Genomic DNA, 24,064 nt, shown 5'->3' with positions numbered 1-24,064 from the left:
ACGTATGTCGAACTTGCGCCGGCCACGCCATGCCGGCGGCGAGGACAAGGCGCGTGACGCATCGCCTGCATCACCCACGAACAAGGCGCGGCCCTTGCGTCATGAGCGTCCCCGTGTGGCTTGAGTACGTCAACGCCGGAGGCACCGCCGTGGCTCTTCGAACTGGACGTTCCCGCCAAGCTCTGGAGCGCCACCGAGCCGGCTCGACGCAAAACCCGGCCGCTGATCTCACCCGGGGCGTGCGAGCAGGAGAGCCTGGCAGGCGGCAAGAAGATCGCCGGACAGATCACCCCGTTCGCGCAGATGGTCGATCCGGGCGAGGTCGTTGATAGTGGTGAAGACCGCGTGCACGACGACCCGGGCCTCAGCTTCGATCAGCTCGGGTCGCTCGGCGGTAAGCAGGTGCACCCACTCGCTGACGTAGTCGTACTGGAGGCGCCGGATCGTGTGGCGTTGCTCGGCGGGAAGGTGGATCACCTCGGTGATCAATGTGCCGGTGAGGTGGCTGTGGCTGACCGTCAGGTCGATGTAGGAGCGCAGCAGCAGGTCGAGAGCGTCCCGGGGGCTGGTGGCGGTGGCGAAGGCGCGGGAGGCGTCGAGCTGCAGGGCGTCGGCGGCGCGGGTGAGCGCGGCCACCAGGAGGTCGGACTTGGCGGTGACGTGGTTGTAGATGCCCGCGCCGCTGATGCCCGCGGCAGCGCCGATGTCCTCCATGCTGACGGCCTGGTAGCCGCGCTCGTTGAACAGCCGGGCGGCCGCGTCCATGAGGACTTCCCGGCGGGAGGCGCGAGCCAGCCCCGGGTGCGGTTGATCGGACGGGGCCGCGCCGGCTGACGGGCCCTGCGCCTGAGGCAGGACGACTTCGGTGAGGGTGCTGCCCATCGCGTGCAGCAGGTCTTCGAAACGGGCGCGCGGCAGGCTCACCGAGTGGTGGGACGGGCTGGCGAACGTGGCGAAGATCGCCCACACCAGCAGGTCGGCGTCGGCGGGGGAGAGGCCGGGACGGGCAGCGACGAGGGTCGCCGCCGCACGGGCCGCGATGGAGCGAAAGCGGTGACGGAGCTGGTCGCGCTCGGGCGCCGGGAGATTGCGGGACTCTCGCTGCCACAGCACGCCGAGATCGCGCCGGTCCAGCGTGAGAGCGGCCATGGCGCGCAGGAGGCCGTCGACGTCACCGGCCGCGTGGTTGTCGATGAGGGTCTCGAACGCCAGGAGCCCGTCGAGGACGGTGCGCGCCAGCAGTTCCTGTTTGTTGCGGAAGTGCCGATAGAGGGCACCCGCCGTGATGCCGACCGCGCTCGCGATCTCTTCCATCGTCACGGTGTGGTAGCCCTGGCGATGGAAGAGCTCGGCGGCGATGGAGACGATCTGCGCCTTGCGGTTGCGGGGACGGCTGCCCCGGGCGGGCGCCGCCGCGGTCCGCGCCTTCATCGTCTTCCCTCCGTCGAAGTCACCTGCGCATCGTAGGCCGGTACGTCAGCGGTACCCGCCCCCGCAGACGATCACTTCGCCGCTGATGTAGTCGGACTCGGGTGTGCACAGCAGGTAGACCGCGCCGGCGGCCTCCTGCGGGGTGCCGGCCCGGCCGAGCGGGATCATGCGCTCCATGGCGGTCAGCAGGTCGGGGTTCACGCCCACCTTGATCTCGCGGCCCTGGACGTCGATGGTGGCGTCGCCGCCGGCCGTCGCCTCGGTGAGCCGGGTGCGGATGAGACCGAAGGCGACAGCGTTGACGTTCACCCCGTACCGCCCCCATTCCTTGGCCAGGGTCCTGGTCAGCCCGACGACGCCGGCCTTGGCCGCGCCGTAGTTGGCCTGCCCGGCGTTCCCGCTGAGCCCGGCGATGGAGGAGATGTTGACGATCTTGCGCTGGACGTGCACACCCCGGGCGCGTTCCTCCTTGACGCGGGCGCTGATGATCGGCTGGACCGCGCGCAGGATCCGGAATGGCGCCTTGAGGTGGACGTCGATGATCGCGTCCCACTGCTCGTCGGTCATCTTCTGGATGACGTTGTCCCAGGTGTAGCCGGCGTTGTTGATCACGATGTCGACGCCGCCGAAGGTGTCGGCGGCCGTGGCGGCGAACCGGTCGGCGAAGCCGTCGTCGGTGACGCTGCCGACGCAGGCGACGGCTTCGCCGCCGGTGGTCTTGATCAGTCGTACGGTCTCCTCGGCAGGTTCGGGGTCCAGGTCGTTGACGACGACGCGCGCTCCCTGCTGGGCGAGTTTCAGGGCGATGGCCTGGCCGATGCCGCGCCCTGAGCCGGAGACGAGGGCGGTCTTTCCGTCGAGCGTTCCCACGGGTGTCCTTTCGATGGTTCAGGTGAGGGCGACGAGGGCTTGGCCGGTGAGGGTGACGGTGCCGTCCTCAAGCGCCACTCGCAGGTCCAGCCGGGCCCGCCGTTCGCCGTCGGCCTCTTCGATCGCCGTGACGCGGCCGGTGCAGGTCGGCTGTCCGTGGACGGGGGTGATGGCGGCGAAACGGACGCTGTAGGAGCGGATGCGCTCCTGGGGCACCCAGCCGGTCAGCAGCCGGCCGAGGTAGGCCATGGAGAGCATGCCGTGGGCGAAGACGTCGTCCATGCCTGCGGCCCGGGCCGCGTCCAGGTCGATGTGCATGGGGTTGTGGTCGCCGGAGGCGCCGGCGTAGAGCGCGAGCGTCGTACGCGAGATGGAAGGCACGCGCAGCGGCGGCAGCTCCGTTCCCACGGCGATGTCATGGAGATTGTTCACGCGGCTGCCTCCCCGCGGACGACGATGACGTTGGTCAGGTCGGCGACGGGCTCGCCGGCTCGGGTGACGCGCGTTTCCCGGACGAGGAAGCGCAGGGCGCCGCCCTTCTTCTCGTACGTGTCGGCGATGTGCGACTCGAAGGTCAGCTCGTCGCCGGCGTGAGCCATGGCGTGGTAGGTGAAGCGCTGCTCGCCATGCAGGACGCGGGCGAGATCGATCCCGGCCTCGGCGAGGAAGGAGAAGGGGTCGGGCCGGTCCATCTCCAGGCAGAACAGGAACGTGGGCGGAACGGGGAGGTCCGGGTGCCCGGCCTTGCGGGCGGCGTCGAGGTCGCTGTAGATGGGGTCGTGCTCGCCGATGGCCTGGGCGAAGAAGCGCAGGCGGCCTCGCTCGGCGGGCACGGTGAAGGCGGGTGTGCGCAGGTCCGCGGTCATGTCAGGCCGTCCGCTCGTAGAGGGTGACGACGCAGGCGCCGCCGAGTCCGAGGTTGTGCTGGAGGGCGAGCCGGGCGCCGTCTACCTGGCGGTTTTCGGCCTGCCCGCGCAGCTGCCAGACCAGTTCGGCGCACTGGGCGAGGCCGGTGGCGCCGAGCGGGTGGCCCTTGGACAGCAGCCCGCCTGAGGGGTTGGTGACCACTTGGCCGCCGTAGGTGTTGTCACCGTCGAGCACGAACTTCTCGGCCGTCCCCTCAGGGGTGAGGCCGAGGGCCTCGTAGCTGATGAGCTCATTGGTGGTGAAGCAGTCGTGCAGCTCCACCACGGGAATGTCCTGTGGGTCGACACCCGATTCCTCGTAGACGCGGGTCGCGGCGGCGCGGGTCATGTCGTAGCCGACGACCTTGGTCATGTCACCGCTGTCGAAGGTGGTGGAGGTGTCGGTCGTCAGCGCCTGCGCCCGGATCGTCACCGTGGCGTCCAGGCCGTGCCGGCGGGCGAACTCCTCGCTGCACACCACGGCGGCGGCCGCGCCGCAGGTCGGCGGGCAGCACTGCAGTCGGGTCAGTGGCCCGTAGATGGGGGGAGAAGCCAGCACCTCCTCCTCGCTCACGGGGGTGCGGAAGACGGCGTAGGGGTTGTTCGCGGCGTGCCGGCGGGCCTTGACCGCGATCTTGGCGAAGGTCTCGGGAGCGGTGCCGTACTTGTCGGCGTAAGCCATCCCCGCGCCGCCGAAGTACTGCGCGGCGATCGGGGCGTGGTCGTCGATGCCCTGGATGGCGGTCATGGCGTCCGCGCTCCGGGCAAGCGGGCTGGGGCGGTCGTCCCAGACGTTCGCCAGCGCGCCGGGGCGCATCTGCTCGAAACCCAGGGCGAGCACGCAGTCGGCCACGCCGGACTTGACCGCCTGCCGGGCGAGCCAGAGCGCCGAGGAGCCGGTCGAGCAGTTGTTGTTCACGTTGACGATGGGGATGCCGCTCTGGCCCAGGCCGTAGAGGGCCGCCTGTCCGCAGGTCGAGTCGCCGTACACGTAGCCGGCGTAGGCCTGCTGCACCTGGTGGTAGTCGATACCCGCGTCGGCCAGCGCGGCTCGCGCGGCGCTCTCGGCCATCACGTCGTAGGGCTCGCTTGCGCTGGGTTTGGCGAACGGGATCATCCCGACGCCCGCGATCTGGACGGTACGGTCCATCTTCTGTCCTCCACGGGACTGGAGCCGACGACTCACTCTTGCCAAAGCGACATTAATCCATATTTACTTACGACATCAAATGCGCAGCGAGGCAGGCATGTGAGCCTCATCAACGCAACATTTGATCTTCACTAGTGGAGGGACGATGGCCCTACCGTCGCCGCTGTCGCGGCTGGCGCTACCGCTCATGGCCGCGCCGATGACCGACGTCTCGGGACCGGAACTGGTGATCGCGGCGTGCCGCAGCGGGGTCATCGGCGCCTTCCCGACGCACAACGCCCGTTCACCAGAGGAACTCGACGTCTGGCTCGGGAAGATCACCACCTCGATCGCTGAGCAGGACGACGCCGCCCCGTTCGCCGCGAACCTGGTGGTCCACCGCAGCAACGAGCGGTTGCGCGCCGACGTCGAGTGCCTGGTCCGATACGGCACCCGGCTGGTCATCACCAGCGTGGGCTCCCCGGTTCCGGTGCTGGAGCCGCTGCACGACGCCGACTGCCTGGTCTTCGCCGACGTGGCGAGCCTGCACCACGTGGAGCGCGCGATCGAGGCGGGCGTGGACGGGCTGGTGCTGCTGACCGCCGGGGCGGGCGGCCAGACCGGCTGGGCCAATCCGCTGTCGTTCGTCCGCGCCGTCCGCGCCCGGTTCGACGGGCCGATCGTGCTGGCGGGAGGGGTGCCGGACGGAGCCGCCGTCTGGGCGGCGCAGGTTCTCGGCGCCGACCTGGCCTACATGGGGACCAAGTTCATCGCCACACACGAGAGCCTCGCCGGTGAACGTCTCCGGGCCGCGCTGGTCGACGCGACCCTCGACGACGTCACCTTGTCCACCGCGCTCAGCGGCCTGCCCGCCAACTTCCTGCGCAGTTGGCTGGAGGAGCAGACAGCGCAGAACGCTGCCCCGGTGGAGGGCTTCACCCAGCATCGCCTGCTGACCCGGCGCCACGTGTGGAGCGCCGGCCACAGCGTCTCGGGGGTTACGGAGATCACCAGCGTCGCGGAGCTCGTCCGGCGTACCCGCCGGGAGTACGAGCAAGCGCGACAGGCGACGGCGGCCACGCTCGCCGGAACAGGGAGGTAACCATCATGTGGGGTTCGACACCGAGAGTGTTCGACATGGCGTGCGCGTACTACGCCGAGCGCACCGCACTCGTCGACGGAGAACGCCGCCTCACCTACCAGGAGATGAGCGGCTGGGCCAACCGCATCGCCAACGGCCTGTCGGAACTCGGCGTGGGGAAGGGCGACCGGGTGGGGCTGCTGATGCCCAACTGCCTGGAGTTCATCCCCGCCATGGTCGGCATCTGGAAGTCCGGCGCGGCGATGACCCAGATGCCCGCCCGGGCCACGGCCGAGGACTTCTGCTTCTTCCTGGAGGAGGTGCAGGCCTCGACGCTCATCTACCACCAGGCCTTCGACGACGCCATCGCCCAGATCCGGGACCGGCTGCCCAACCTCAAGCACGTCATCCGGCTGGCCAGTGGAGGCGACACCATCCCCGGCATCCTGGACTACCAGGAGACGTTCGCCGCCCAGCCGACCGCGCCGCCCGCGATCGAGCTCGCCGACGACGACCTGGCGTTCGTCGGCTTCACCTCCGGCACCACCGGCGTGCCCAAGGGCGTCCTGCAGACGCACGCGACCTGGTCGCACTACGCCATCACCGCGGGGCTCGAGATCGGCGACATCCGGCCGGGCGAGGTGTTCGCCCACGGCGCGCCCCTGACCCACTTCACGCAGACCTTCGTCATGCCGGTCTTCATGCGCGGCGGGACGAACGTCATCCTGCCCGGCCTCGACCTCGATCTGCTCCTGGACGCCATCGAGCGCGAACGGGTCACCGCCACCGCCGTCGTGCCCACGATCGTCTACATGCTCCTGGACCACCCGCGCCGGGCCGACGCCGATCTGTCGTCGCTGCGCACGGTCATCTACGCCGGATCGCCGATGGCCCCGGAGGGCCTGCGCCGGGCGCTGGAGGCATTCGGCCCCATCTTCGTGCAGACCTACGCCGGCACCGAGCCCGGCTACATGACCTGCCTGCGCAAGGAGGACCACCGGCTCGACACCCCCGAAGGGGAGGAACGGCTGGCCTCCGCAGGACGGCCGATGTACCACGTCGACCTCACCATCCGCGACCCCGAAGGCCGCGCCCTGCCCGTCGGCGAGATCGGCGAGATCTGCGCCGCCCAGCCCGGCCAGATGGCCGGCTACGTCAACAGCGGTCTCGACCCGGAGGTGATGCAGGACGGTTGGGTCCGCTCCGGCGACATCGGCTTCGTCGACGAGCTCGGCTACGTCTTCATCGTCGACCGCAAGAAAGACATGATCGTCACGGGCGGGTTCAACGTCTTCCCCAGGCAGATCGAGGACGTCCTGGTGACCCATCCCGCCGTCGCCCAGTGCGCCGTCATCGGCGTCCCGGACGACAAGTGGGGCGAGGCCGTCAAGGCCGTCGTCGTCACCCGGCCCGGCGCCGAGGTCACCGCCGAAGAGCTCATCGCCCTGGTCAAGGAGCGCAAGGGCAGCGTATGGGCGCCCAAGAGCATCGACTTCGCCGCCACCCTGCCGGCCAACCCCTCCGGCAAGATCGACAAAAGATCGCTGCGCGCCCCGTACTGGGCCGGGCGCCGCCGCCAGGTCAACTGACCGCACCCCCGAAAAGGACAAGGCCATGAAAGGCACAGCCCGGCTCTTAGCTTCCGTCCTGCTGCTGATCCTCGCCACGGGCGCCGTCCCCGGCCAGGTCGCCGCCAGCACGAGCACGGACCTCACCCCCGCCATCACCTGTCAGCAACTCGGCGGGATCGACCTCACAGGCCTCCCCGAAGCCCCCACCCGAATCCTGAGCGCGACCGCGGTCTCCGCCACCGCGCAGAAACCCGCGTACTGCCAGGTCAAGGGGTACGTCTCACCACAGGTGCAGTTCGAGGTCCGGCTGCCCTCCGAAGCCTGGAGCGGCCGCTACCTGCAACTCGGCTGCGGCGGCTTCTGCGGGTTCGCCGACCCGGACAACTCCAACCACCACCTGCCCGGCAACTGCGCCCCACCCGACGACGGCAAGGTCGTCATCGGAGCCGACAACAGCGGCCACATCGGGGCAAGCTCCGTCGACGGGCTGTGGGCGCACTCCAGCCCACAGCTGCGAGTCGACGCCGGCTACCGCTCCGAACACGTCACCGCACTGGCCGCCAAGGCCCTCATCAAGGCGTACTACGGCCAGGCACCCAGGTACTCCTACTTCGCCGGCTGCTCCAACGGCGGACGCCAGGCACTCATGGAAGCCCAGCGCTTCCCCGAGGACTTCGACGGCATCATCGCCGGAGCTCCGGGCAACAACCTCACCGCGCTGGCCGGCATGTTCTTCCCGTGGATCGCCAACGCCAACACCGCCCCCGACGGCGGCCAGATCCTCGGTGTGGACAAGATACAGCTCCTGCACCAGAAGGTGCTGGACACCTGCGACACCGTGGACGGCCTGCAAGACGGCCAGATCGACGACCCCCGCAGGTGCTCGTTCGACCCCGCGAGCCTGCGCTGCACGGCCGGCCCACAGGCCGACTGCCTGACGGACGCGCAGGTGGACGTGGTCCGCAAGTTCTACCAGGGGCCGGTGGACGACAAGGGCCGTCGCCTGTTCCCCTCCGGCCTCCCCAAGGGCACCGAGCCGGCCTGGCTCGGGTACGTGGTCGCCCCCGCCGGCCAGCGCGCCGTACTCGCCTCACTCGGACTCGACTACCTGAAGTACTTCGGCTCCTGGCGCAACCCGCCCGCATCCTTCACGCTCGCCGACCACCGCTTCGACCGCAAGACCCTCGACAAGCTGCGTGACATGCGCGGCGTCTACGACTCCACCGACCCTGACCTGCGCGCCTTCAAGAACCGCGGCGGCAAGCTCATCCTCTGGCACGGCTGGTCCGACCCGGCCATCCCGGCCGGCAGCACGCTCGCCTACTACGACGCGGTGACCAAGCGGATGGGCGGCTCGCAGGCCACCCAGCAGTTCGCCCGCCTGTTCATGTTCCCCGGCGTCTACCATTGCACCGGCGGCCACGGCCCCGACACCTTCGACCTGTTCAGCCCGCTGTACGACTGGGTGGAGAAGGGCATCGCCCCGCAGAAGGTCATCGCCGGCAAGAAGAGCGGCGACGACGTGGTACGCACCCGCCCCGTCTACCCGTATCCCATGCAGACGACGTACACCGGCAGCGGCAGCATCGACGACGCGGCCAGCTTCACCGGCGTCATGCCCGCCGAGCTCCCCGACGACCGGTACCCGTGGGTGGGCGCGCCCTTCACCTCCGGCTACCAGGAGTGGTGCCGCTGGGAAGGCATGACGCTCAAGTGCGGCCGATCCCAACCGAAGTCCGGCTGACGTCCGAGGGCGGCGCTGCTCACCGGCGGTGCCACCCGCTCGGCTGTTCTGAGCAGATCATCCCGCTACACGTCTATCCAGCGGAGGGACTACAGAACGGATCAGCTACTGCCAGGTTGGCGAGCTGACAGGGAAGAACAGGAGCAAGCGGGCCGGATCGCGCGCACGTCGCCGCGTACGTCGACGGCGATCTGGCAGCACTGCGTCAGAAGATCGCGCAGGCGGGCGCGGGCGCGCTGGGTGCGCGACTTCATGCCGGATACCGAGATGCCCAGGCGCCGCGCAGCCTCGGTCTGGGTGAGGCCGTCGTACTCCACCATGGTGATCGCCTGCCGGTCGCGCTCGTTCAGCAGGGCCAGCAGCGGGGCCAGACAGCCGGTCAGCGCGGTCAAGGCCTCGCGCTTGTCCGGCTCTGCCGAGGAGGCGAGCCGTTCCTCGGCCGCCGCGCGGGCCTCGGCGTGGCGCAGGCGGGCGGCGGCCCGGTGGTGGTCGATGATCGCGTTGCGTGTCACCTGGTAGATCCACGCTTCCAGGCGTTTGCCGTCCCGGAGCCCGCCGATTCCCCCGCCGACCTTGATGAACACGTCCTGGACGATGTCTTCCGCGTCCGAGTGACCGGCCACGCGGTCGGTGACGAAGACGAGCAGCCGGTCGCGCATCGCCTGCCACGCCTCGACCAGCTCGTCGGTCCCGGTGAGCATGAGAGCCTCCTGTCGACGGAGGCAGGGGCCCGGCGGCTCCGGGCCCCTGCCTCCAGGGTTACCGGCAGCCGCAGGTGCTCGGCGCTTCGTCCGCCGCCGTCCCGGTCGCTGTCTGCTGGGTGCCGCAGCATTCGGCTTTGGCTTCGCCTTCGCAGCAGGTCGTCATCGTGGTGGGCGGGCAGCATGCCGTCATGGTGGTTTCCTTTCTCGTATGGATGCGTACGTCAGATAGACGCCGCCGTCACGAGATGGACGCACCGTCGAACTGCTCGGCGGCGAAGGCCGCCAACTGAAGGGCCGCGTTCTCGTCGATGCCGAGTTCGGCGGCCGCTGCGAGCACCGCCTCTGGCGCGCTGGTGTGGGCGGCGAGGTGGCGGGTGGTGGCGGCGATCAGCCGGGCGGGTGTGTCGGGGTCCAGGCCGAGTTGTTCGGCGATGGCCTTGACGCCGAGGGTGGCCGAGCACACGCCGGTGGCGGGCAGCTCGAGCCGGACGTCGCGGGCCGCCTCCCAGTCGCCCGCCAGCGCGGCGGCCACCGAGCGGGCCTGTTCGTAGCCGGTGGCCAGCAGAAAGGTGGGGGCGCGGCCGTAGCTCTTCATGCCGATCGCGTAGTAGCCGGGCTCCGGGTGGGTCAGCTCGTCCACGCCGTGCGGGCGTACGGTGCCGCAGGAGTGGTCGTTGGGGTCGATGAGCGGGGCCAGCAGGCGGGTGGTGCCCAGGATCGGGTCCAGATCCAGGCGGAGTTCGGCGACGATGGCGTGGTCGGGACGGAAACCGGTGGCCGCGACGACGCGGTCCGCGGCGAGCCGCCGTTCCGAGCCGTCGGCGTGCCGAGAGACCAGTTCCACGCCGGCCGGGCGTACGCGCACGGCTCGGATCTTGAAGTTCGCGGCCAGTTCCACCAGGCCCTTGTCGACCAGCAGCCGCAGGCCGGAGCCGAGCGAGCCACGGGCGGGCAGCGCGTCGTCGTCCCCGCCGCCGTAGGCCCGCTCGGGCGCGTCGGCGCGGATGGCCCAGGTCAGCCGCGTGCCTGGTGCCTGGTTGGCGAGTTCGGCCAGGGCGAGAAGGGTGGTCGCCGCCGAGTGGCCGGCGCCGACGATGACGGTATGCCGGCCCGCGTAGCGGTGACGATCGACGCCCAGGACGTCGGGCAGCGCATGGTCGATCCACGGCGTGGCGGCGGCTTCGCCCGGGGCAGGTAGTCCGTTGGCACCCAGCACGTTCGGGGTGAGCCAAGTGCCGGAGGCGTCGATGACGGCGCGGGCGAGGATCTCCTCACCGTCATCGAGGTACAGCACGAACGGCGTCGTCTCCCGTCCGGGGGTGCGCAGGCGGTCGGTGTCCAGGCGGCTGATCGCCGCGACCTTGGTCGCGTAGCGGACGTACGGCGCGATGCCCGCAACTTCGGCCAAGGGCCGCAAATAGCGATCGGCCAGCTCGGCGCCGGTCGGCAGCTCGTCCGCGTCCGGGGCGGTCCAGCCCGCTTCGGCCAGCAGGCGCCGAGCGGCGGTATCGGTGTTGAAGCGCCACGGGCTGAACAACCGCACATGCCCCCACTGGCGTACGGACGCGCCGGGTGCGTCTCCTGCTTCCAGGATGGTGAAGGGCAGCCCGCGCTCGGCCAGGTGGGCGGCGGCGGCCAGGCCGACCGGGCCCGCGCCGACCACCACGACGGGCAGATCTGTGTTCATCAGGCGAGTTCCTTTCGCAGGAGAGTGGTTCTTCGCAAGGGGATGAGCGCGAGCCCGGAGACGGCGTACATGACCAGCCCGTACGCCGCCACCAGGAGCAGCACAAGAGCGACCGTGACCGGAGGGGATTACACGTCAGAAGCCGTATGCCGCCAGGGCCTTGCCGGCGTAGACGGCCAAGGGCGTGGCGAGGTGGGCGGCGTCGCGGGCCACGCCACGCAGCGTGTTGGATGCGAACGAGCGCTGGAACTCCAGCCCGACATACGCGAGCCCGAGATGCGTGGTGGACAGGCCTTCGACCTGCAAAGGCAGCCCATGGGCGTCGAGGGCGCCGAGCGGGCGCAGGTAGTCCAGGCTGGGCCGGTAACCAGTGGCGAAGATGACGGTGTCCACGACTTCTCGGGTGCCGTCGGCCCAGACGATCTCGTCGCCGTCGAAGGCGGTGAACATCGGCCGCCGGTCGAACCGTCCAGCCTGCAGGGCGGTGGCGTAGTCGCCGGTGTCCAGGACGAGGGTGCCGCCGGCCAGGCGGGCCAGCCAGTGCGGGGGCAGGTCGTCGAAGCCGGTGGTGGTGTGCCAGTGGTGGATGTCGTGGCCGCCGACCATCTGCGGCATGAACTGGACCGGCTGCCGGGTTGCGAGGGTGACGGTGGCGACCTCGGCGAGTTCGTAGCCCACCTGGACGGCCGAGTTGCCGCCGCCGACCACGACGATGCGTTGCCCGGCGTACTCCTTGGGGTTGCGGTACCCGGCGACATGCAGCGACTGTCCGGTGAAGTGTCCAGGCAGGTCGGGGATGTACGGGTTGCCGAACGAGCCGCTGGCCGCGACGACGCCACGGGTTCGCAGGGTCTCGCCGGCCGTGGTGTGGACGAGGAACCCGCCCGCGCCGTCGGATTCGACTGTGGCGACCTTGGTGCCGGTGCGGATCTCGGCGTCGAGGGTGGCGGCGTAGCTCTCCAGATAGGCGACGGTTTCGTCACGGGTGGGGTAGCGGTCGGGGTCGCCGGGGAAGTCCTGGCCGGGCATGGCGCTGTGGCGGGCGGGCGAGAAGAGGGTGAGGCTGTCGTAGTAGCCCGCCCAGGAGCCGGTGGGCCGCTCGCCGGCTTCGAGGATGACGGGGGCCAGGCCGGCGTGGCGCAAGGCGCGGGCGGCGGCCAGCCCTGACTGTCCGCCGCCGATGATGATCGTGTCCATGTTCGGCATCGTATCGTCAAATCGTGAAATCATGGACTGACAATACGAGGCGGTAGAGTCGGCCCGTGGAGACGACGAACGGGATCGAGCTGACCGACGCCGCGCGCGGCTTCCTCAAGGCGCTGGCCAGTGATACCCGCCAGCAGATCCTGCTGCTGTTCGGCGGCGAGTCCGAGCTGACGGTCGGCGAGGTGGCCGAGCGTCTCGGCCTGGCTCAGTCGGCCGCGTCCGCGCAACTGGCGACGTTGCGTGACAGCGGCGTGCTGGTGGCGCGGCGGGAATGGAAGACCGTCTACTACCGAGTCGATCCGAACGGGATCGCGCGGGCGCTCGCGGATCTGCAGGCGACCCTGCGGGCGTGCTGCCCGCCGGACGGCTCATGCGGCTGATTTGACATTCTTCTAACCAGCGCCGCATGATGGGCTCTGTTTAGAAAGATATCTAATCAGGAGCGGTGATCATGAGCGACGCATGCTGCGGCACCACCACGTCCCTGGAGAGCGAGCAGCCCAGGAGCCCCATCGACGCCGAGGCGCTCCCCGTGGTCGTCATCGGCGCGGGGCCGGTCGGGCTGGCCGCCGCCGCCCACCTGGCCGAGCGTGGCCTGGACTTCCTCGTACTCGAAGCAGGCGAACAGGCGGGCGCGTCCATCGCGCAGTGGGGACACGTGCGGGTCTTCAGCCCGTGGAAGTACGACATCGACGCCGCCGCCCGCCGCCTGCTGGAGGCGCACGGCTGGACCGCCCCCGACCCCGAGTGGCTGCCCACCGGCGCCGAAATCGTCAGCCACTACCTCGCCCCACTCGCCAAGGCCCTCGGCCCGAACGTCCGCTTCCGCTCCAAGGTGACCGCGATCAGCCGCCTCGGCTACGACCGCGTCCGCACCAACGGGCGCGATCAGGCGCCCTTCCTGATCCGGCTCGACGACGGAGAGGAGATCAGGGCCCGCGCGGTCATCGACGCCTCCGGCACCTGGACCACCCCCAACGTGCTCGGCGCCTCCGGCCTGCCCGCGCGCGGCGAGGACGAGGTCGAGATCGAGCACGCCCTGCCCGATGTGCTCGGCGCCGACCGGGAGGCCTACCAGGGTAAGCACACCCTGGTCGTGGGTGCCGGGCACTCCGCGGCCACCACCCTGCTCGCCCTCGCCCAGCTCGGGGACACCGAGGTCACCTGGGCCATCCGCGCCGGTGACGCCGCCCGCGCCTACGGCGGCGGCGGGGCCGACGCGCTGCCCGCCCGCGGCGCTCTCGGCGCCCGTCTGCACGCCCTCGTCACCTCCGGCCGCGTCCGCCTGCTCACCGGCTTCTTCACGCACGCCGTCGAAAAGGCCGGCGAGCGGGTACGGGTGACCAGTCTCGACGGGCGAGACATCAGCGTCGACCGGATCATCGGCGCGACCGGCTTCCGTCCCGACCACTCCATCGCCTCCGAACTGCGTTTGGACCTGGACCCGATCCTCGGCTCCACCCGTGCTCTGGCCCCGCTCATCGACCCGAACCAGCACTCCTGCGGCACCGTCCCTCCGCACGGCGCCGACGAACTGGCCCACCCCGAGCCGGGCTACTACGCGATCGGCGTCAAGAGCTACGGCCGCGCCCCCACGTTCCTGCTGGCCACCGGATATGAGCAGGCCCGCTCGGTGGCCGCCGCGCTGGCGGGGGATTGGGAGGCGGCCCGCGACGTCCAGCTCGACCTGCCGGAGACCGGCGTGTGCTCCAGCAACCTGGCCGAGGCACAGGAGCAGCGGATCGGCCTGGCCACCGGTATCAGCGGCGGGCTGCTGGCCACACCTCTCCCGCTGGCGACTGTCTCCTCCGGTGGAAGCTGCTGTGGCTGAAAGGAGCGCGACATGTCCGACGGCCATCCCACGGCAGCGCGGAACGAGGCCCTGCGCCTGATCTGCGAGCGCGGCCTCATGACCGCCGGGTCCGTGATCGGCACCGCCGCCCTTCGCGTCATCGATCTTCCTGCCGCTGACCGGGCTGCTGGTCGAGCGGTACGGGTGGCGGCAGGCGCTCGTCATCCTGGCCATCAGGTACGGCGCCCTCGCCATCCCCCTGCACGCCCTGGTCGTGCGGCGGTCCAGGATGCCGGCCGCCAAGCCCGGGCGGCGAGCGGACCTGGTGCGGGAGGCGGTGCGGGCCCGGCCGTTCTGGTTCCTGGTCGCGGCCTTCACCGCGCACGGCGGCGGGGTCTCCGTGATCGGTGTCCTGCTGGTCACGTACCTGATCCACCTCGGTCACGCGCCGGTGTTCGCCGCGACCGTGGCCGGGCTGCTCGGCATGCTGTCGGTGACAGGCCGGGTGGTCACCACGGGGCTGCGCCGTCGCTGGGCGGCGGCTCCGGTGGCCGCCGCGGTCTTCGCCGTGCAAGGGCTGGGCGCGCTGCTGTTGCCGGTGGTGGGGGAGAGCGCGGCGGGGGCGATCGGGTGCGTGCCGCTGTTCGGGATCGGGTTCGGCGTCGGTACGATCACGCTCCCGTACCTGCTGGCCGACCGGTACGGCACCGTCGCCTACGCCAGCCTGTCGGGGCGGATCGCGATGTTCTCCGTCGCGGACAAGGCCCTGGCGCCCCCGGCCGCGATGGCGCTGGCCCAGGCGGTGGGGTACGGCTGGGTGATGGGCGCGGTCGCGCTGCCGTGCGTGGTCGCGGCATTCGCCCTGGTCGCCTACCATCGCCTATGATTAGACATACTTCTAAATAAGAGGTGTCTTCGATGGACGTCAGCCCCGTCGCGTGCTGTGCCCCGATCGCCAAGCAGCCGCTTGAGGAGTCCGAGGCCGTCGAGCTGGCCGCGCTGCTCAAGGCCGTGGCGGATCCGGTACGACTGCGCCTGCTGTCAATGATCGGCTCGCATCCCGATGGCGAGGCCTGCGTGTGCGACCTGACCGGCGCCTTCGACCTCAGCGCGCCCACCATCTCGCACCACCTGAAGACCCTGCGCAACGCTGGGCTCATCGACGGCGAGCGGCGCGGCACCTGGGTCTACTACTGGATCGTGCCCGCCCAGGTCGCGAGGCTCGGCGAGCTGTTCAGCCCGTTGGCCGAGCCCGCGGCCACCACGTGACCCGTCAGATCGACGTCCTGGTCATCGGCGGCGGGCAGGCGGGACTGGCGGCAGGCTACTACCTGCGCAGAGCCGGAGCCGACTTCGTCATCCTCGACTCCCGGGAGCGGCCGGGCGGAGCGTGGCAGCACGCCTGGACATCGCTACTCCTGTTCTCGCCCGCCCAGTACAGCTCGCTGCCGGGCCGTATGATGCCCGTCCCGCCCGATGGCGGCTACCCGAGCGTGGCCGACACCGTCGCCTACCTCACGGACTACGAACGCCGGTACGAGCTGCCCGTGCTCAGGCCGGTCATCGCGAACGCCGTGAGGAGAGGCGACGGCCACCTCGTCGTGGAGACCGATCGGGGAGTCTGGCAGGCCAAGACGGTGATCGGCGCGACCGGAACCTGGTGGCGTCCGTACGTGCCGCACTACGCCGGCATGCGCCACTTCGGAGGCGAGCAGCTCCACACCGTCGGCTACCGGGATCCGGAGCCCTTCCGCGGCCGTCATGTGGTGATCGTCGGTGGCGGTAACTCCGCGGCCCAACTGCTCGCCGACATCTCCACGGTCACCACGACGACCTGGGTGACCCGGCGGCCGCCGCGCCTGCTGTCCGACGAGCTCGACGGCCGTGCACTGTTCGAGCTGGCCACTCGCCGCCTGCGACGTCATCCTGTGGTGCACCGGGTTCCGGCCCGCGCTCGGCCATCTGGCGCCGCTGCGCCTGCGCGCTCCCGACGGGCTCATCCCCGCCGAGGGCACCCGCGCCGTCGGCGAGCCCTGGCTGCACCTGCTCGGCTACGGCGACTGGACCGGACCCGCCTCGGCCACCCTCATCGGCGCCGGCCGGACCGCGAGAGACATGGTCGCCCAGATCAGCCGGTGAGCTCGGTGATGAGCTTCTCCACGCGGGCGCGGATGTCGTCACGGATCGGCCGGACGGCCTCGATGCCCTGACCGGCAGGGTCGTCGAGCTTCCAGTCCTCGTACCGCTTGCCCGGGAAGATCGGGCAGGCATCCCCGCAGCCCATGGTGACCACCACGTCGGATGCCTCGACGGCCTCGGTGGTGAGGACCTTCGGCTGTGCGGCGGCGATGTCGACGCCGACCTCCCGCATCGCCTCGACGGCGATCGGGTTGATCCGGTCCGCCGGGGCCGAGCCGGCCGATCGGACCTCGATCCGGTCGCCGGCCAGGTGCGACAGCCACCCGGCGGCCATCTGGGAGCGGCCGGCGTTGTGCACGCACACGAACAGGACGCTAGGCATGAACGGTCTCCTTGCCTCGGAACAGTCGGCGGCCCCACAGGCTGACGTAGACGAGCGCGACCAGCACGGGCACCTCGATCAGCGGCCCGACCACTCCGGCCAGCGCCTGCCCGGAGGTGACACCGAAAACGCCGACCGCGACCGCGATGGCCAACTCGAAGTTGTTGCCCGCCGCGGTGAAGGCGAGCGTGGTGGTCCGCTCGTACCCGAGGCCGATCATGCGGCCGGCGAGGAACGAGCCACCGAACATGAGGAAGAAGTACGCCAGCAGGGGAAGGGCGATACGGGCCACGTCGCCGGGCCGGGAGGTGATCGTCTCGCCCTGGAGTGCGAACAGGATCACGATGGTGAACAGCAGCCCGTACAGTGCGACGGGGCCGATCCTGGGCAGGAAGCGGGACTCGTACCACTCCCGGCCCCGAGTACGTTCGCCCAGCTCGCGGGAGAGATAGCCGGCGATCAGCGGGATGCCCAGGAAGATCAGCACGTACTGGGCGATGTCCCACATCGAGACGTCCAGCGCCGTCTGCGACAGCCCGAGCCAGCCGGGCAGAACCTGCAGATAGAACCAGCCGAGGGCGCCGAACGCGACCACCTGGAAGATCGAGTTGAGCGCGACCAGGACGGCGGCGGCTTCACGGTCGCCACAGGCCAGGTCGTTCCAGATGAGGACCATGGCGATGCACCGGGCCAGGCCGACAATGATCAGCCCGGTGCGATACTCCGGCAGGTCGGGCAGGAGGGCCCAGGCCAGGGCGAACATCAGAGCCGGGCCCGCGACCCAGTTGAGGACCAGGGAGGCCGGCAGCATCCGGCGGTCGGCGGTGACGGCGTCGAGCCGGTCGTAGCGGACCTTGGCCAGCACCGGATACATCATGAGCAGCAGGCCGAGCGCGATGGGCAGCGAGATCTCACCGATCTTGACCGCTTCCAGGGCCGCGTCGAGGCCGGGCACCGTCCGTCCGAGCAGCAGTCCGGCGCCCATCGCCAAGCCGATCCACAGTGGCAGGAACCGGTCGAGCGTGGACAGGCCGCCGATGACCGCCGGGGTTCTGGCTGTCACGTCGGTCGATGACAAGGCCGCTTTCCTTCCTCAGACGGCGGCGGGGGTGTCGAGCAGGGCCGACAGTTCGCCGAGTCGTTCGGGCACCAGGCGGTAGTAGACCCAGGAGGCGCGGCGCTCGGAGGTGAGCAGGCCGACGTCCTTGAGCACCTTCAGGTGATGGCTGATCGTCGGCTGGGACAGTTCGAACGCGTCGGTGATGTCGCACACGCACACCTCGCCGCCCTCGTGACTGGCCACGATCGACAGGATGCGCAGCCGTACGGGATCGCCCAGCGCCTTGAACACCCGCGCCAGGCCGGCGGCCTGTTCGGCGTCGAGCGGTTCGCGCGCCAGGGGCGGGCTGCACTGGAGCACCTCGAGTGGTTCCATCGCGTCTCCTCGCATCTGACATGGACCACTGTCTATATTGACAGACATCTATTGAGCCTCGATACCTGGGGTTCGGCTCGCTGGAATCTCGAGGTCGGCGAGGAGCCGGCGGACCCGGTGCTCGATCTCGTCGCGGATCGGCCTGATGTCCTCGACGCTCTTGCCCGCGGGGTCGTCGAGCTCCCAGTTGAGGTAGCGCTTGCCGGGATAGACCGGGCAGGCGTCGCCGCACCCCATCGTGACCACCACGTCGGCGGCGCGGACGATCTCATCGGTCCACGGCTTGGGGAACTCGCGTGAGATGTCGATGCCGAGCTCGGCCATGGATTCCATGGCCGCCGGGTTGACCTCGACGGCGAACTCTGAGCCACCGGACCAGCCCACGGCACGATCTCCGGCCGACTGCTCGAAGAAGCCCAGTGCCATCTGCGAGCGTCCGGCGTTGTGCACGCACAGGAACAGCACGATCGGACGACCGTCGTGATGTCCTTCGACCCGGGCCAGGGCGTGCAGGCGCTGGCGGGCGAACCGCTCGGCGAGCAAGGGCAGGTAGTGGGGCACGACCGCTTTGCCGGCGAACTGGTCGTAGCTGGTGTGAAGGAACCGCTCGATGGTCTCCGCGCCGAACGTGCCGGCGAACGCCTCGGCCAGGCGACGGGCGGCGGTGGCGAGAGCAAGCCGTTGGCCGATTGCGAGATCGCCTCGCTTGTGCGTGCTGGACATCGTTCACTCCCGAATGACATCGACTAGCGTCTATATTGACCGAGGTCGATGTAGCGTGCGCGAACGCGAGATGAACAGTAGAGTGCTCGCGCTTCTCGCCGAGTGAGGTCGCAGCTATCTCCCCTGGGGTCTTGGGCGTCGTGCGCGGCGCCGACCACACCCCCACCGGTGTCGCGCCCTACGTATGTGTGGATGGGGCCGTCTCAGGTGAGCCGGGAAGTCTGGTCGGCGCGTCATGCTGTCGAGGCTTGAGGATGCACTGTGCGCGCTCGTGACCTGATCATCGACCTTCTCGTGCTCGGCCTGAACGCATCCGTCGGCGACGCCGTGCGGCTGCTCGCCGAGCGGGATCTGCCCGGACTCATCGTGGTCGGCGACGACGGATCGCCGTACACGGTCCTGCCGGGCACCGAGGTTCTGCGGCTGGCCCGCGAGTACGGGCTCTTCGTCGTCACCTCACGAGAAGCTCATCTCCGCCAGGCCCTTCTCCAGCGTCACGTCAGGCGAGTAGCCCAGTTCCTTCCTGGCGGCGGTGATGTCGTAGGAACGGTCACGGCCGGTGAAGCTGACGAGCCAGTTCGTCAGCGGCGGCGCCGTCTTCCGGCGAAGCAGGCGTGCCGTGCGGTCCATCATCGCCGCCATGGGCGCCGCCATCGCCAGAGGGACGCTGCGGCTCTTGGACAGATCCACGCCGCGGGTCGCCAGCAAGGGGGTGAGGAAGTCTCGGATGGGCATCGGCGTGCCGTCCGTCACGTAGTAGACCCCCTTGTGGCGGCCCCGCGTGAGCGCGAGGATCGCGGCACCAGCCAGGTTCTCGACGTGGACGAAGTCGACGATGTGCTTGCCGTCGTCGATCCAGGCGAACCGCCCGGCCTCGGCGACCTCGACCATCTCGTTGATCGTCGTCATTCCGCGGCCCCAGATGAACGGCGGGCGGAGCACCACCAGCTCGGTCTTCCCGCTGCGGGCTTCCAGGAGCGCGCGCTCGGTGGCCAGCTTGACCCGGCTGTAGGCGATGTTCGGCCGGCCCTCCGGCGTCGACTCGTCGACGACGGGACGGCGTTGACTGCCCGTGGAGACGGACGCGGCGCTGGTGAGCACGAAGCGTCGCACCCCGGCCGCGACGCTCGCGGCGTGCAGGGCGGCCGTCGGCACGTGATTGGCCTGTTCGAAGAGCGAGTCGGGCCCCCAGAACTCCATGTACGCCGCGACGTGCACGACCGCGTCGGCCTCGCGCAGCTTGGCGAGCCAGTTCGGCGCCGGGGAGCCGGCCTGACCGAGCTCGGCGAGATCGCCGGACACGGGTTCGGCGCCGGCCGCACGTACCCGCTGGATGCTCGAGCCCGATCTGGCCAGTGCCATGACCTCATGTCCCTCGGCGAGGAGGCGGTGGACGAGAGTGCCGCCGACGAAACCGCTGCCGCCCGTGATGAAGATCTTCATGTGTTCACTCCTTGTGATTGGGTGCGCACTTATCGCGCGCCCTGGGGTCCTGAATGTGGCTCCGGCCACCTCGGATACATCGACACCAAATAGTTTGACGTCAATACATCTACGTCTATGTAACCTCCCGTACGATGGGGGCGTCAAGTGGGAGGTGGACGATGCCACACGCGGACAAGGGCGTGACCGCAGCACAGGTCGCCGACGAGTTCAGCCGTACGGCGAAGGTTCTCGTACGTCACTTCAACGAGCGTCTGGGCGAGCACGGGGTGTCGACACCGAGATCCCGCCTGGTGGTGGAGGTGGCGCGGTCGCAGCCGGTTCGTCTCACCGAGCTCGCTCTCGCGGTCGGCATCGCGCAGGGGACCGCCTCCACCCTGGTCGACGCGCTCGTCCGCGACGGACTGCTCGAACGCCAGACCAGCGCGGACGACCGCCGGTCCGTACTCCTTCGAGTGACGGCGCAAGGGGCCGCACTGGCTCAGGACTGGACGGCCGGCTATGAACTGGCGGCGGAAGAGCTGTTCAGGCCGCTCACTCCCGAGCAACTGTCAACACTGGTCGACATCTTGCGGACGCTCAGCGCCGACGAGGCGCCGGCCGCCGGCGACTGAAGAACGCCTTGCCTGCGCGTGGATCGCCGGAGCGCCTCGCCGCCGATGATCCGCGACCGCGAAGGCGCAGGTGGTCCACGTCTTCCCCTGAACCTCCGGTCATCCGTAGACCCTCAGTCGAGTGACAGTCCTGCGACCGGACTCACCCGGGCGGCCCGGCGTGCGGGGAGAACGGCGGCGAGGAGTCCGGCCAGGGCGGCGATGAGGACGACGACGCCGAGCGACAGCCAAGGGATGTGCATGGTGGCGTCGCGGAGGGCCGGTTTCACGATCGTCTCGCAGGCGGCCCAGGCGAAACCGACGCCGAGCACGGTGCCGAGCACGGTGGCCACCAGCGACAGCAGGACGGCCTCGGCCGCCAGCATCCGCCGGAGCTGCCCGCGGGTGAGCCCGAGCGCGCGCAGCATCGCGTGTTCGCGGGCGCGTTCGAGCACGGAGAGCCCGAGGGTGTTCGCGATCCCGATCAGGGCGATCACGATGGCGATGCCGAGCAGGCCGAGCGCTGACCAGGTGTAGATCTGCAGCTGCTGGTCCAGCGACTCCCAGGTGCGCAAACCGTTCTCGATCGTCGCGCCGACGGGATCGGCCAGCTCGTCCAGGTCGGCGCCGAGCCGAGCCGGGTCGGCGCCGGTGGAGGCGCGGATCCAGACGGCACGCGGCTCGGGGGCGTCGGTGAGCGTCGCCAGCGTCTCGGGCGCGACCACGCCCGCCGGGCCCCAGCCGGTGCCGACGGCCACCTGCAGCTGGATTCGCCGGTCGCCGGCGCGCACCGTGACCCGGTCACCCGGCCGCGGAGTCAGGTCCTTGCCGAAGGCGTCGGCATCGATTCTGATCTTCCCTGGCTCGACCCGTGCGAACACTCCGCCGTCGCGGGCCACCTGCCCGGCGGCGGGCGCGGTGACGACCGGGATCGGGTCGTGGAGCCCGGCCACCTGGGCCACGGCGCCATACACGGGAATCGCCCGCTCCACACCGGGAGTGCGACGTATCCGGGTGAGGAGGTCAGTGGTGAGCGGACGCGTGGGCGAGGTGAGCGCGATGTCTATGGGGTGGTCTCTGCCGATCTGCTCGTTCAAGGACGTCCGCCATGTGGCCATCCCGGTGAGTACGGCGATCGTCAGGGTGACGCCGACCAGCAGGGAGGCGGTGGTGGTGGCGGTCCGGCGCGGATGGTGTGCGGCGTTCTCGGCCGCGAGCCGTACGGTGGGGCCGAGCGGCGCGCCCGCGATCCGGACCAGGCGGGGGACGAGCACCGGACCGGAGAGCAACACCCCGGCGAACACCGATCCTCCGCCTGCCAGCATGAGCGCCGTGCTGCTCCTGTCCATCGCCACCCCCAGCAGGGCCAGTCCGATGACCAGCAGGAGCGCGGGTCGCGCCAGGCCGGTGCGGGTGCGCGCGTCCACCCCGGCGTCCGGGCGCAGCGCCGCAAGCGGGCTCACCCGGATCACGCGCCGGGTCGGCAACCAGGACGCGACCATGGTGACCGCCAGGCCGGCGGCGAACCCTCCCAGCAGCCAGGGCACGGGCAGCTCGGCGGCGCCCATCGGCACGGCGGACGCGAGGGCGTCGATCACGGCGATCAGCCCGTGGCCGAGACCGACGCCGACCAGTGTCCCGGTCAGCGACGCGAGCACGCCGACGACGGCCGCCTCGCGGCGTACGGAACGCACCACCTGCCGCCGGGTCGCGCCGACGCAGCGCAGCAGCGCGAAGTCGCGGAGTCGTCGCGCGAACAGGATGGAGAAGGTGTTCGCGATGACGAGGATCGAGACGAACAGGGCGATGCCGGCGAACAACAGCAACATCACCGACAGGCTGTCGACCCTGTTCTGCACGTGGGTCAGCCGCTCAGCGGTGAACGCCTCCGGCGACAGCGCCTTCGCGCCTTCAGGGAGCGGGCCCACCTCGCCGCGCACCGCCACCGAGCCCAGATGGAGGTGGTCGCGCCACAGCAGCAACTGGGGCCAGGTGACGTACATCGAGGCCTGGGCCGGGGGAGAGGGCGACTCCACGAGCCCGACCACCTGGACGTCGGACGCGGCGGCTCCCACCCCGATCGTGATCCGGTCGCCGACCGCGAGGTCCTCGGCCAAGGCGGCATACACGTCGACCGCGGCCTCGCCCGTACGTGAGGGGAAACGGCCCGAGCTGAGCTCCTGCCAGCGCCACACCTGCGAGGTGGCGATCGGCCCTACGGTCGTCGTGTCCGAGAGCTTCCGGCTCCCGGCGTGCGCCGGAAGCGTCGCCCGGCCGATCGCGGACGCGTTCTCGCCGTGCCGCTCGGTGAAGGCGATCACGGCCGCCGGGTCCAGCTCGGACGACGGCCACCCCTCGGGGGAGACCACGTGCTCGGCATTGCGGTACGGCGCCCCCAGTCCGTCCATGAGCCCGCTTCGCGCGCCGGAGGTGAGTATGCCGACCACGACGACGAAGGCGACGGCGACGGTGACCGCGACCGCCGCCGCGACGTACCTGCGGCTGTACGTGCGCAGCGACGCGAGGAAGACGGCACGCATCAGGCGATCCGCCCGTCCTGCATGGTGACCACGTGGTCGGCGTACGCCGCCGCGTCCCGCTCGTGGGTGACCATCACGACGGTCTGGCCGAGCTCGCGTGCCGAGCGGCGCAGGTGGTCCAGCACCTCCGCCGACGTGGTGCTGTCCAGGTTTCCGGTGGGCTCGTCGGCGAACAGCAGGTCCGGCTGTGTGATCAGGGCGCGCGCGATCGCGACCCGCTGCTGCTGTCCGCCGGACAGCTCCGCGGGCCGGTGCGCGAGCCTGTCGGCCACACCGAGGATGTCGGCGAGCAGGCGGACGCGTTCCCGCGCCGCGTCGTCGATCCGGCGGCCGCCCAGTTCGAGCGGGAGCACGATGTTCTCGCCCGCGGTGAGCATCGGCAGCAGGTTGAACGACTGGAACACGAAGCCGACGTGCTCGCGGCGGAAGATCGTGAGCGCGTCGTCGTCGAGCGATCCGAGGTCGGTGCCTGCCACCGTGACGGTGCCGCCGCTGGCCTGGTCGAGTCCGGCCAGGCAGTGCATCAGCGTGGATTTACCCGATCCGCTCGGGCCCATGATCGCGGTGAACCCGCCTCGCGGGAGGTCGAGGTCGATGCCGCGCAGGGCATGGACCTGGGTTGCGCCCCGGCCGTAGGTCTTGGTCAGGTTCCGCGCGCGGGCGGCCACGGCGCCGGGGCTCGCGGCCGT

General features: G+C 70.3%; 23 protein-coding genes and 1 pseudogene. 9 read left to right on the top strand and 15 right to left on the bottom strand.

What is annotated here, in order from left to right; all coding sequences use genetic code 11:
• Positions 1-228 precede the first annotated feature (228 nt).
• From KME79_RS28415 to KME79_RS28395, 5 genes are read right to left on the bottom strand one after another with little or no spacing between them, the layout of a single operon-like run.
• Complete coding sequence (locus KME79_RS28415) at positions 229-1,431, bottom strand: TetR/AcrR family transcriptional regulator (protein ID WP_219547320.1); 1,203 nt, start codon at positions 1,429-1,431, stop codon at positions 229-231.
• 45 nt (positions 1,432-1,476) lie between these two features.
• Entirely contained in the window at positions 1,477-2,301 is an 825-nt protein-coding gene (locus KME79_RS28410; protein WP_219547319.1) for an SDR family NAD(P)-dependent oxidoreductase, read from the bottom strand.
• Positions 2,302-2,319: 18 nt separating this feature from the next.
• Entirely contained in the window at positions 2,320-2,733 is a 414-nt protein-coding gene (locus tag KME79_RS28405; RefSeq protein ID WP_219547317.1) for a MaoC family dehydratase, read from the bottom strand.
• A complete protein-coding gene (locus tag KME79_RS28400) occupies positions 2,730-3,167 on the bottom strand; it encodes a MaoC family dehydratase N-terminal domain-containing protein (RefSeq protein ID WP_219547315.1) in 438 nt (145 codons plus the stop codon). Before KME79_RS28400 ends, KME79_RS28405 begins: the two co-directional genes overlap by 4 nt.
• A 1-nt stretch (position 3,168) precedes the next feature.
• Positions 3,169-4,356, bottom strand: a complete 1,188-nt coding sequence (locus KME79_RS28395) for a lipid-transfer protein (protein ID WP_219547313.1) — start codon at positions 4,354-4,356, stop codon at positions 3,169-3,171.
• A 145-nt stretch (positions 4,357-4,501) separates the two neighbouring features.
• On the opposite strand from KME79_RS28395, the gene KME79_RS28390 reads away from it, so the two are divergent.
• From KME79_RS28390 to KME79_RS28380, 3 genes are read left to right on the top strand one after another with little or no spacing between them, the layout of a single operon-like run.
• On the top strand, positions 4,502-5,437 hold the full coding sequence (locus KME79_RS28390) for an NAD(P)H-dependent flavin oxidoreductase (protein WP_219547311.1): 936 nt from the start codon (positions 4,502-4,504) through the stop codon (positions 5,435-5,437).
• Positions 5,438-5,442: 5 nt separating this feature from the next.
• Positions 5,443-7,005, top strand: a complete 1,563-nt coding sequence (locus KME79_RS28385; RefSeq protein WP_219547309.1) for an acyl-CoA synthetase — start codon at positions 5,443-5,445, stop codon at positions 7,003-7,005.
• Positions 7,006-7,030: 25 nt separating this feature from the next.
• Entirely contained in the window at positions 7,031-8,731 is a 1,701-nt protein-coding gene (locus KME79_RS28380; protein ID WP_219547307.1) for a tannase/feruloyl esterase family alpha/beta hydrolase, read from the top strand.
• Positions 8,732-8,832: 101 nt separating this feature from the next.
• On the opposite strand, the gene KME79_RS28375 is transcribed toward KME79_RS28380, so the two are convergent.
• The 3 genes from KME79_RS28375 to KME79_RS28365 all read right to left on the bottom strand — a co-directional run bounded on the left by KME79_RS28375 (position 8,833) and on the right by KME79_RS28365 (position 12,319).
• The gene (locus tag KME79_RS28375) at positions 8,833-9,432 is read right to left on the bottom strand and encodes a sigma-70 family RNA polymerase sigma factor (RefSeq protein WP_219547299.1); all 600 of its coding nucleotides are present in this window, start codon (positions 9,430-9,432) and stop codon (positions 8,833-8,835) included.
• 241 nt (positions 9,433-9,673) lie between these two features.
• Positions 9,674-11,122, bottom strand: a complete 1,449-nt coding sequence (locus KME79_RS28370; protein WP_219547297.1) for an FAD-dependent oxidoreductase — start codon at positions 11,120-11,122, stop codon at positions 9,674-9,676.
• A 135-nt stretch (positions 11,123-11,257) separates the two neighbouring features.
• The gene (locus tag KME79_RS28365) at positions 11,258-12,319 is read right to left on the bottom strand and encodes a flavin-containing monooxygenase (protein ID WP_219547295.1); all 1,062 of its coding nucleotides are present in this window, start codon (positions 12,317-12,319) and stop codon (positions 11,258-11,260) included.
• A 65-nt stretch (positions 12,320-12,384) separates the two neighbouring features.
• Between KME79_RS28365 and KME79_RS28360 the strand changes: the two genes are divergently transcribed.
• The 5 genes and pseudogenes from KME79_RS28360 to KME79_RS28340 all read left to right on the top strand — a co-directional run bounded on the left by KME79_RS28360 (position 12,385) and on the right by KME79_RS28340 (position 16,259).
• Positions 12,385-12,708, top strand: a complete 324-nt coding sequence (locus KME79_RS28360) for an ArsR/SmtB family transcription factor (RefSeq protein ID WP_219547293.1) — start codon at positions 12,385-12,387, stop codon at positions 12,706-12,708.
• A 71-nt stretch (positions 12,709-12,779) separates the two neighbouring features.
• On the top strand, positions 12,780-14,159 hold the full coding sequence (locus KME79_RS28355) for an FAD-dependent oxidoreductase (protein ID WP_219547291.1): 1,380 nt from the start codon (positions 12,780-12,782) through the stop codon (positions 14,157-14,159).
• A 124-nt stretch (positions 14,160-14,283) separates the two neighbouring features.
• A complete protein-coding gene (locus KME79_RS28350) occupies positions 14,284-15,006 on the top strand; it encodes an MFS transporter (RefSeq protein WP_219547348.1) in 723 nt (240 codons plus the stop codon).
• 32 nt (positions 15,007-15,038) lie between these two features.
• Positions 15,039-15,389, top strand: coding sequence for an ArsR/SmtB family transcription factor (locus KME79_RS28345; RefSeq protein ID WP_219547289.1), 351 nt, complete (start codon positions 15,039-15,041; stop codon positions 15,387-15,389).
• A pseudogene (locus tag KME79_RS28340) lies at positions 15,386-16,259 on the top strand (FAD-dependent oxidoreductase). Before KME79_RS28345 ends, KME79_RS28340 begins: the two are co-directional and overlap by 4 nt.
• Here the strand turns inward: KME79_RS28340 and KME79_RS28335 are convergent.
• The 5 genes from KME79_RS28335 to KME79_RS28315 form a co-directional block, all read right to left on the bottom strand.
• Positions 16,249-16,641 carry an arsenate reductase ArsC gene (locus tag KME79_RS28335; protein WP_219547287.1) on the bottom strand — a complete coding sequence of 131 codons (393 nt, stop codon included), beginning with the start codon at positions 16,639-16,641 and terminating at the stop codon, positions 16,249-16,251. The pseudogene KME79_RS28340 and the gene KME79_RS28335 overlap by 11 nt on opposite strands.
• Complete coding sequence (gene arsB / locus KME79_RS28330) at positions 16,634-17,704, bottom strand: ACR3 family arsenite efflux transporter (RefSeq protein WP_308249081.1); 1,071 nt, start codon at positions 17,702-17,704, stop codon at positions 16,634-16,636. Before arsB ends, KME79_RS28335 begins: the two co-directional genes overlap by 8 nt.
• A gap of 30 nt (positions 17,705-17,734) precedes the next feature.
• Complete coding sequence (locus tag KME79_RS28325; protein WP_148030859.1) at positions 17,735-18,076, bottom strand: ArsR/SmtB family transcription factor; 342 nt, start codon at positions 18,074-18,076, stop codon at positions 17,735-17,737.
• A gap of 48 nt (positions 18,077-18,124) precedes the next feature.
• Entirely contained in the window at positions 18,125-18,799 is a 675-nt protein-coding gene (locus tag KME79_RS45400; protein ID WP_219547285.1) for an arsenate reductase ArsC, read from the bottom strand.
• A 456-nt stretch (positions 18,800-19,255) separates the two neighbouring features.
• Positions 19,256-20,242 (bottom strand): NAD-dependent epimerase/dehydratase family protein, encoded by a 987-nt coding sequence (locus tag KME79_RS28315; protein WP_219547283.1) that lies wholly within the window; start codon positions 20,240-20,242, stop codon positions 19,256-19,258.
• A 161-nt stretch (positions 20,243-20,403) separates the two neighbouring features.
• On the opposite strand from KME79_RS28315, the gene KME79_RS28310 reads away from it, so the two are divergent.
• Positions 20,404-20,856 (top strand): MarR family winged helix-turn-helix transcriptional regulator, encoded by a 453-nt coding sequence (locus KME79_RS28310; protein ID WP_219547281.1) that lies wholly within the window; start codon positions 20,404-20,406, stop codon positions 20,854-20,856.
• Positions 20,857-20,969: 113 nt separating this feature from the next.
• On the opposite strand, the gene KME79_RS28305 is transcribed toward KME79_RS28310, so the two are convergent.
• Positions 20,970-23,375 carry an ABC transporter permease gene (locus tag KME79_RS28305; protein ID WP_219547274.1) on the bottom strand — a complete coding sequence of 802 codons (2,406 nt, stop codon included), beginning with the start codon at positions 23,373-23,375 and terminating at the stop codon, positions 20,970-20,972.
• Positions 23,375-24,043, bottom strand: coding sequence for an ABC transporter ATP-binding protein (locus KME79_RS28300; protein ID WP_308249082.1), 669 nt, complete (start codon positions 24,041-24,043; stop codon positions 23,375-23,377). Before KME79_RS28300 ends, KME79_RS28305 begins: the two co-directional genes overlap by 1 nt.
• Positions 24,044-24,064 lie beyond the last annotated feature (21 nt).

The organism is Nonomuraea harbinensis (assembly GCF_019396385.1).
Classification (GTDB): domain Bacteria; phylum Actinomycetota; class Actinomycetes; order Streptosporangiales; family Streptosporangiaceae; genus Nonomuraea; species Nonomuraea ferruginea.
This window is presented reverse-complemented; position numbering and strand designations above follow the sequence as displayed.

Excerpts from the sequence above, each read along its gene's own strand:
- KME79_RS28415 (WP_219547320.1), bottom strand. The coding sequence starts at position 1,431 with ATGAAGGCGCGGACCGCGGCGGCGCCCGCCCGGGGCAGCCGTCCCCGC.
- KME79_RS28400 (WP_219547315.1), bottom strand. The coding sequence starts at position 3,167 with ATGACCGCGGACCTGCGCACACCCGCCTTCACCGTGCCCGCCGAGCGA.
- KME79_RS28395 (WP_219547313.1), bottom strand. The coding sequence starts at position 4,356 with ATGGACCGTACCGTCCAGATCGCGGGCGTCGGGATGATCCCGTTCGCC.
- KME79_RS28390 (WP_219547311.1), top strand. The coding sequence starts at position 4,502 with ATGGCCCTACCGTCGCCGCTGTCGCGGCTGGCGCTACCGCTCATGGCC.
- KME79_RS28385 (WP_219547309.1), top strand. The coding sequence starts at position 5,443 with ATGTGGGGTTCGACACCGAGAGTGTTCGACATGGCGTGCGCGTACTAC.
- KME79_RS28380 (WP_219547307.1), top strand. The coding sequence starts at position 7,031 with ATGAAAGGCACAGCCCGGCTCTTAGCTTCCGTCCTGCTGCTGATCCTC.
- KME79_RS28375 (WP_219547299.1), bottom strand. The coding sequence starts at position 9,432 with ATGCTCACCGGGACCGACGAGCTGGTCGAGGCGTGGCAGGCGATGCGC.
- KME79_RS28370 (WP_219547297.1), bottom strand. The coding sequence starts at position 11,122 with ATGAACACAGATCTGCCCGTCGTGGTGGTCGGCGCGGGCCCGGTCGGC.
- KME79_RS28365 (WP_219547295.1), bottom strand. The coding sequence starts at position 12,319 with ATGGACACGATCATCATCGGCGGCGGACAGTCAGGGCTGGCCGCCGCC.
- KME79_RS28355 (WP_219547291.1), top strand. The coding sequence starts at position 12,780 with ATGAGCGACGCATGCTGCGGCACCACCACGTCCCTGGAGAGCGAGCAG.
- KME79_RS28345 (WP_219547289.1), top strand. The coding sequence starts at position 15,039 with ATGGACGTCAGCCCCGTCGCGTGCTGTGCCCCGATCGCCAAGCAGCCG.
- KME79_RS28335 (WP_219547287.1), bottom strand. The coding sequence starts at position 16,641 with ATGCCTAGCGTCCTGTTCGTGTGCGTGCACAACGCCGGCCGCTCCCAG.
- KME79_RS28325 (WP_148030859.1), bottom strand. The coding sequence starts at position 18,076 with ATGGAACCACTCGAGGTGCTCCAGTGCAGCCCGCCCCTGGCGCGCGAA.
- KME79_RS45400 (WP_219547285.1), bottom strand. The coding sequence starts at position 18,799 with ATGTCCAGCACGCACAAGCGAGGCGATCTCGCAATCGGCCAACGGCTT.
- KME79_RS28315 (WP_219547283.1), bottom strand. The coding sequence starts at position 20,242 with ATGAAGATCTTCATCACGGGCGGCAGCGGTTTCGTCGGCGGCACTCTC.
- KME79_RS28310 (WP_219547281.1), top strand. The coding sequence starts at position 20,404 with ATGCCACACGCGGACAAGGGCGTGACCGCAGCACAGGTCGCCGACGAG.
- KME79_RS28305 (WP_219547274.1), bottom strand. The coding sequence starts at position 23,375 with ATGCGTGCCGTCTTCCTCGCGTCGCTGCGCACGTACAGCCGCAGGTAC.